This window comes from Streptomyces sp. NPDC057963 (assembly GCF_042887155.1).
GTDB lineage: Bacteria > Actinomycetota > Actinomycetes > Streptomycetales > Streptomycetaceae > Streptomyces.
Genome location: NZ_JBHVPX010000033.1, coordinates 28,218 through 34,524, shown reverse-complemented (window position 1 = coordinate 34,524; position 6,307 = coordinate 28,218). Strand labels below are relative to the sequence as shown.

7 protein-coding genes are annotated in these 6,307 nt (G+C 70.8%); 2 read left to right on the top strand and 5 right to left on the bottom strand.

The features are described 5' to 3' along the window. Window positions 1-156 precede the first annotated feature (156 nt). Window positions 157-1,554 carry a carboxylesterase family protein gene (locus ACFVT1_RS37700; protein ID WP_389804425.1) on the top strand — a complete coding sequence of 466 codons (1,398 nt, stop codon included), beginning with the start codon at window positions 157-159 and terminating at the stop codon, window positions 1,552-1,554. Window positions 1,555-1,570: 16 nt separating this feature from the next. Here ACFVT1_RS37700 and ACFVT1_RS37695 read toward each other — a convergent pair whose 3' ends face one another. After that, window positions 1,571-2,143, bottom strand: coding sequence for a YbhB/YbcL family Raf kinase inhibitor-like protein (locus ACFVT1_RS37695; RefSeq protein ID WP_389804423.1), 573 nt, complete (start codon window positions 2,141-2,143; stop codon window positions 1,571-1,573). 337 nt (window positions 2,144-2,480) lie between these two features. Here ACFVT1_RS37695 and ACFVT1_RS37690 point away from each other — a divergent pair, with 337 nt between their 5' ends. Then, window positions 2,481-2,858 carry a LuxR C-terminal-related transcriptional regulator gene (locus ACFVT1_RS37690; RefSeq protein WP_389804420.1) on the top strand — a complete coding sequence of 126 codons (378 nt, stop codon included), beginning with the start codon at window positions 2,481-2,483 and terminating at the stop codon, window positions 2,856-2,858. On the opposite strand, the gene ACFVT1_RS37685 is transcribed toward ACFVT1_RS37690, so the two are convergent. From ACFVT1_RS37685 to ACFVT1_RS37670, 4 genes are read right to left on the bottom strand one after another with little or no spacing between them, the layout of a single operon-like run. Further along, window positions 2,803-3,921 (bottom strand): HAD-IIIC family phosphatase, encoded by a 1,119-nt coding sequence (locus tag ACFVT1_RS37685; protein ID WP_389804418.1) that lies wholly within the window; start codon window positions 3,919-3,921, stop codon window positions 2,803-2,805. The two genes, ACFVT1_RS37690 and ACFVT1_RS37685, sit on opposite strands and share 56 nt — an antisense overlap. Next, window positions 3,918-5,039, bottom strand: coding sequence for an acyl-CoA dehydrogenase family protein (locus ACFVT1_RS37680; protein ID WP_389804416.1), 1,122 nt, complete (start codon window positions 5,037-5,039; stop codon window positions 3,918-3,920). Before ACFVT1_RS37680 ends, ACFVT1_RS37685 begins: the two co-directional genes overlap by 4 nt. Continuing rightward, complete coding sequence (locus ACFVT1_RS37675; RefSeq protein WP_389804413.1) at window positions 5,036-5,290, bottom strand: acyl carrier protein; 255 nt, start codon at window positions 5,288-5,290, stop codon at window positions 5,036-5,038. The genes ACFVT1_RS37680 and ACFVT1_RS37675 overlap by 4 nt, the downstream gene beginning before the upstream one ends. Beyond that, window positions 5,287-6,156: a 3-hydroxyacyl-CoA dehydrogenase family protein gene (locus tag ACFVT1_RS37670; RefSeq protein ID WP_389804411.1), complete on the bottom strand. Its 870-nt coding sequence runs from the start codon at window positions 6,154-6,156 to the stop codon at window positions 5,287-5,289. Before ACFVT1_RS37670 ends, ACFVT1_RS37675 begins: the two co-directional genes overlap by 4 nt. Window positions 6,157-6,307 lie beyond the last annotated feature (151 nt).

Genomic DNA, 6,307 nt, shown 5'->3' with positions numbered 1-6,307 from the left:
AACCTGGTAGTCCGGTTCGGACACTCAGAGGAAGTCTCACGACCACCAGCATTGGTGATACCGCGCCGGAAAAGATCCGTGCGAATCTCAGCCAGGTATTTTGCCGACGAGAATGGCGCCCCAGTCCGCCCTCATAATTCGGAGCAGGCAAATCACATGCGCGAGGAAACTGATTACGACCTGGTGGTGGAGACGTCGTCCGGCTCGATTCGGGGCTTCCTGGACCGGGGCGTCCCGAACTGGCGCGGCGTGCCGTACGGTCGGGTCGGGCATCGGTTCCGGCCGCCGGCGCCGGTCGTCCCCGTCGAGCGGATCGACGCGCGCCACTGGGGCCCGGTCTCCTGGCAGCTGCCGATCATCCTCGGCCAGACGCCCTCGACGGTGTCCCCCGACGCGACCGAGAGCGAAAACTGTCTCAACCTCAACATCTGGTCGCCCGACCCGAACCCGGACGCGCGTCGGCCGGTGCTGATGTGGCTGCACTTCGGCAGCCGGGCCTACGGCAGCGGCAGCACGTCGACCAACGACGTCTGGCACTTCGCCGCCCGGCACGACGCAGTCGTGGTCACCGCGAACTACCGGATCGGGGCCTGGGGCTGGCTCTATCTGGGCGCGCTGGACCCGGACTTCAAGGACAGCGCCAACCTTTCCATGCTCGACCAGATCCAGGCACTGCGCTGGGTCAAGGAGAACGTGGCCGCCTTCGGCGGCGACCCGGACAACGTCACGTTGTTCGGCCTGTCCTCCGGCTCGTCGGACGTGGCGGCGCTGCTGGGTGCTCCGGCGGCCAAGGGGCTGTTCCACAAGGCGGCGCTCTACAGCGGCGCCCAGCCGCCCATGGCCGAGGAGCGAGCCGCCCGGTTCGCCGAGGACTTCCTCGAGTCCGCCGGACCGCTGGCGGCGACGCCGGCAGATCTCGCGCATCTGCCCAATGTGGGGCTGCGCACCATCCATCGGCGGATGCTGAAGCAGGCCACGTCCAAGTCCCACGGCCCGGCCATGATCCGGTACGGACCGTTCGTCGACGGCAACGTCCTGCCCCGCAGCCCGCTCGACTCGCTGGAAATGGGGCTCATGGCCGACGTTCCGCTGCTCGTCTCGAACGTCACCGAGGAGAGCGGGGCGTGGGACGCCTGGAACGCCATCGACACGGCCTACCTGCGCGCGTTCCCCGAGCACGACCAGTCGCTGCCCCACAAGGAGAAGATCGACGCCCTGTCCGAGTTGATCTGGGTGGGGCCGGCCAAAAAGCTGCTCGCCGCCCAGCACAAGGGCGGCGCCCCGGTGTGGTACCAACAGTTCGACTACGCGCCCTCCACCAACTGGCGGACCGTGCTCGCCTATCCCGAGCTGGCGAACCGGCCGGTCCACGGCGCCGACGTGGCCTGCCTGTTCCTCGACCCGGAAGGCACCGTCGGCTCCGACGAGGACCGTGCGGTCGGTGCGCAGGACCAGGCGGCGCTGCTCGCCCTGGCCAGGGACGGGCGGGTGCCGTGGACGCCGTGGACGCCGGAATCACCGGCCCCGCACCGGATCGGCGTACCGGCGGACTGATCCCGTCGACCGCCGATCAGGGGTTCTCGTACCAGCCGTCGATTCGGCCACGCGCGAGAACCCCGTCCGCGGCGTCGAGTACGGCGCGCGGCTTGGCCGATTCGGGGTCCGCGCCACCCGCCACGACGGTGATCGGCTTCGCGAGCGCGAAGAGCTGGAACACGTACCGGTGCGGGCCGTGCCCCTTGATCGGGTCCGCCCCCAGGTAGCCGCGTCCATTGCCGGACCGCAGCACCCGCACACCCGCGGTGGCGCTGTTCTGGTCGAGCGCACCGCGCGCGACTTCGGTCAACGCAGCGTCGAGAAGGAAGACTCCGTGGACGAACGGCTTCGGCAGGGGCACATCCGGGTCCTCGACGACCAGGAGCAGTTGCGCAGTGCCGGCGGGTGTCCCGGTCCAGCTCAGTGCCGGCGAGGTGTTCTGGCCGCCGGACCGCTTCCCGGCGTGCGCCACCGGCATCGTCGCCTCGTGCTCGAAGTCGGGACTGGTCACCCGCACGGTCTCGGGCCCCGCCAGGTTCGGCGTGTTCCAGGCCAGGCCCGTCTCCCCCGCCCGCCGGTTCTTCAGCAACTTTCCGAGCAATGCCATGAATTCTCCTTGTCTGAACACTCCGGACCCTCGGACTGGCGCGCCAGGGCCACAGGCTACCGGCGCCGGCCCGGCGTCTCGTGGCACCCGTGGTGTCCGGCGGGCAGTTCATCGGCGGTCCGGTGGCCGTCGGCCGTTTCCGCCGGGCGGCGCACGTGCCACACGATTCCACCATGTCCCGCAACGGGATCGGCATCACCAGTTCCGGCGGTTTTCGCCACGCGGGCCCGGTCGGACGCCCCGTACAACACCAGGACGCCACCGCCCGGGTGGTGACTCCGCGGAATCAGGCGCACCGCGTCTCTCCGCGCGAGGGGCTCTTCACCGGAGGGGCAAGGTGAACCGGGCCGTCGGGCGCGCGGACTCGATGCTCACCCCGGAGTCCCGAGGGTTGCCCGTCGTCCAGGCCACGGTGCTCGCGGCCAAAGCAGAGATCCTCACCAGGAAGGGCGAGTTCGACGAGGCCGCGCCCACCGCGCGGACGGCGCTCACGCTCCCGGCGGCGCAGCCGGACGGGATCCGGTCGTTCACGCGCTCGGAGCGCCGGGTGGCGTCCTTGGCGGCCGCCGGGTACACCAACCGCGAGATCGCGCTGAAGCTGTACGTCACGCCGAGCACGGTCGAACAGCACCTCACCCGCGTGTTCCGCAAGCTGTCCGTCAAGCGGCGCGAGGAGCTGCCGGTGGAATTGTGTACGGACCTGCTGCTGCGCTGATCAGGTCGGGCGAGGTCAGGCTCAGTGTGCTCGGCGCGGGAAGGCGGGCCGGCTCGAGATGCAGGCGCTCGACACCGTCGACGCCCGGCGCCGGCAGGCCGGCTGCGCAGGCGCACTCGTGCTCGGTGAATCCCGCGAACCGGTAGGCGATCTCCATCATGCGGTTGCGGTCGGTGCGGCGGAGGTCGGCGACGAGGTGCACACCGGCGCGGGCGGCCTGGTCGGACAGCCAGTTCAGCAGGGCCGAGCCGACGCCGAGTGACACGACCCGGCACGAGGTCGCCAGCAGCTTGAGGTGCCAGACCCGCTCGTGCCGGGCCAGCAGCACGATGCCGACGGCGCCGTGCGGACCGAACCGGTCCTCCATCGTCACCACCAGGACCTCGTGGCCAGGATCGGCGAGCAGACCGCGCAGCGTCGCGTCGTCGTAGTGCACGCCGGTGGCGTTCATCTGGCTGGTGCGCAGGGTCAGTTCCGCGACGCGGGACAGCTCCTGCTCGGTGGCGCGCCCGATGGTCACCTCCAGGTCGAGCGTGCGCAGGAAGTCCTCGTCGGGGCCGGTGAACTCGGCCCGGCTGGCGTCGCGCTCGAACCCGGCGCGGTACATCTGCCGCCGCCGGCGGGAGTCGACGGTGACGACGGCGGGACTGAACTCCGGCCGCCGGACCAGCTCCGTGGCCTCCTCGGCCGGGTAACACCGCACGTCGGCCAGGTGATGTGCCACCTCGGCACGCTCGACCGGGTTGTCGTCGATGAAGGCGATCGTGTTGTGCGCGAAGTTCAGCCGCTCGGCGACGGCGCGCACCGACTCCGACTTCGGGCCCCAGCCGATGTGCGGCACCACGAAGTACTCGGCCAGCCCGAACTCCTCCAGCCTCGACCAGGCGTGGTCGTGGTCGTTCTTGCTGGCGACGGACTGCAGAACACCCCGTCCGTCGAGGGTGGTGATCACCTCCCGCACCCACTCGAACGGCCGCACGCCGTCATCCTCGAGCAGGGTGCCGCGCCACAGCGTGTCGTCCAAGTCCCAGATCAGGCACTTCACCATCGGCGTCGCGGTCATTGCCGTCCCCTCACTGTGCCCGCCCGGCCCCGCACGTGTTCGGCGAGCAGGAGCTGGCAGATCTCGGTGGTGCCTTCGATGACCTCCATCAGCTTCGCGTCCCGGTACGCGCGGGCCACCACGTGGCCGTCGGACGCGGCGGCGGACGCGAGGAGCTGGACCGCGCGGGAGGCCCCGGCGGCGGCCTCGCGGGAGGCGACGTACTTGGCCTGTACCGCGTCGGTGGCAACCTCGGGCGCGCCCTCGTCCCACGACGCGCTGGCGTGCTCACAGGCGCGGGTCGCGATCTGCTCGCCGACGTACAGTTCGGCGAGCAACCGGCCGACGAGCTGATGCCCGGCGAGTGGAGTTCCGAACTGCTCGCGGCGGCCGGTGTGCTCGACAGCCGCCGCCAGGCACGCGCGCAGGATGCCGACACAGCCCCAGGCGACGGACATCCGGCCGTAGGTCAGCGCCGCCGTGACGACCAGCGGGAACGACAGCCCGACCCCGCCCAGCACGTGGTCGGCCGGCACGCGGACGTGGTCGAGGACCAGGCCGGCGTGCCCGGCCGCACGGCACCCGCTGGGGTGGGGCACCCGCTCGACCCGCACGCCCGGCGTGTCCGCGGGCACCACCACGGCGGTGGTGCCGCCCCGGTAGCCGCCGAACACGAGGAGCAGATCGGCGTAGTGGGCAGCGGTGACCCACACCTTGCGGCCAGAGACCACGACTTCGCCGGACCCGCCGTCGGTGATCGTGGTGGTCATCGCGGCGAGGTCGCTGCCCGCGCCCGGTTCGCTGAACCCGACGGCGGCCAGCTCCCCCGAGGTCAGCCGGCGCAGGAAGTGGTCGCGCTGCCCGGCGGTGCCCAGTCGGCGGATCGCCCACGCGGCCATGCCCTGCGAGGTCATGACGCTGCGCAGCGAACCGCACAGCTCGCCGACCGCGGCGGTCAGCTCGCCGTTGGCCCGGCTGTCCAGTCCCGCGCCGCCGTGCTCGACGCCGACCTGGGCACACAGCACGCCCAGCCCGCCCAGCTCGGCCAGCAGGTCGTGGGGCAGCTCGCCGGCGACGTCCCAGCCCGCCGCGCGGTCGCCCACCCGGTCGGCGACGAGCCCGGCCAGGTCGTCGCTCACCGCTCGGCTTCCCGCAGCCGCAGCACCAGCGCGGCCATGGCGTCGACGGTGCGGAAGTTGTCCAGTGCGAGATCCGGACCGGCGATCACGATGTCGAAAGTGGACTCCAGGTGCACCACGAGCTCCATGGCGAACATGGACGACAGGCCGCCGGTGGCGAAGAGGTCCGTGTCCCGCGCCCAGGTCTGCCTGGTGCGCTCAGCGAGGAACGCCTGCACGTGCTCGGCCACCGGCTCGGAGGATGTCTTCACGGTTGTGCCTTCCCGTAGTCGTAGAAGCCGCGGCCCGTCTTACGGCCGAGGTGACCGTCGCGGACCTTGTCGAGCAGCAGCTCGCAAGGTGCCGCCCGGTGATCGCCGGTGCGCTCGGCCAGCACCCGCAGCGAGTCGGCCAGGTTGTCCAGGCCGATGAGGTCCGCCGTGCTCAGCGGACCGGTCCGGTGTCCGAGGCATTCGCGCATCAAGGTGTCCACGGCTTCGGCAGTGGCGGTGCCCTCCTGCACGACGCGGGCCGCGTCGTTGATCATCGGGTGCAGGATGCGGCTGGTCACGAAACCTGGCCCGTCCCCGACCACGACCGGTTTGCGCGCCAAGGCGCCGAGCAGCCGGGTGACTGCGGAAAGCGTCGCCTCGCCGGTGCTCGCGCCCCTGACGACCTCGACCGTCGAGATCAGGTACGGCGGGTTCATGAAGTGGGTGCCGATCAACCGCGCCGCGTCCGGCAGGTGTCCGGCCAGCTCATCGATCGGGATCGAGGACGTGTTCGAGACCAGCGGTACCTCGGCGCCGGTCAGTGCGGCGGTCTCCGCGAGCACCTTCGTCTTGAGCGTCAGATCCTCGGTGATGGCTTCGATCACCACCGTGGCACCGGCCGCGCCGACGAGCGACCCGGTGACGGTCAGCTCGCCGCGCTCGCGGTCCGCCGGCAGCGCGTTCATCAGCTGGGCCATGCGCAACTGCACGGTGACCGCGGCCGGCGCCTGCCGGGCTCTCGCCGCGTCGGTCTCCACGAGGGTGACCGGTACGCCGTGCCCCACGGCGAGCGCGCTGATCCCCAGACCCATCGTGCCCGCGCCGAGAACGGCGAGCGAGAAGTCTTCGACCTCTTCGCGCAACATATGTTTCCTCCACTGGGAACGCTCGGTCAACAGACCGTCCCGCCCTGTTTCTCTTCCCTCGTCTTCAGCATGATCCGCGAGCGCGGCGCTCCCCCCTGAATACCCCCTATTTTTCCCGGAAAAGTGACGCATGTGTGATTTCTGGGAATCG